Source organism: Aquabacterium sp. A08, from assembly GCF_011742065.1.
On record NZ_JAAQQT010000111.1, the window covers coordinates 1 to 324 of the forward strand.

The following is a 324-nucleotide window of genomic DNA, read 5'->3' on the forward strand; positions in this document are numbered from 1 at the left end:
CATGCGCAGGTCCTCGTAGCCGGTGCCCAGGCCCTCGGCCTGGTTGCGCTTGATGGCGCGCATCACATTGCCTTCGCCCCAGTTGTAGGCGGCCAAGGCCAGATGCCAGTCGCCGAACATGCGGTGCAGGCGCTGCAGGTAGTCCAGCGCGGCGCGGGTGGAGGCCAGCACGTCGCGGCGGTCGTCGCGGAAGGCGTTCTGCTTGAGGTCGAAGTCGCGGCCGGTGGCGGGCATGAACTGCCACATGCCGGCGGCCTTGGCGTGTGAGACGGCCTGCGGGTTGAAGGCACTTTCAATGAAGGGCAGCAGGGCCAGTTCCTGGGG

1 protein-coding gene is annotated in these 324 nt (G+C 68.2%); it reads right to left on the reverse strand.

The window, feature by feature from the left end; genetic code table 11:
* On the reverse strand, positions 1-324 hold a 324-nt coding region (locus HA630_RS26700), incomplete at both ends, for a lytic transglycosylase domain-containing protein (RefSeq protein ID WP_166832045.1).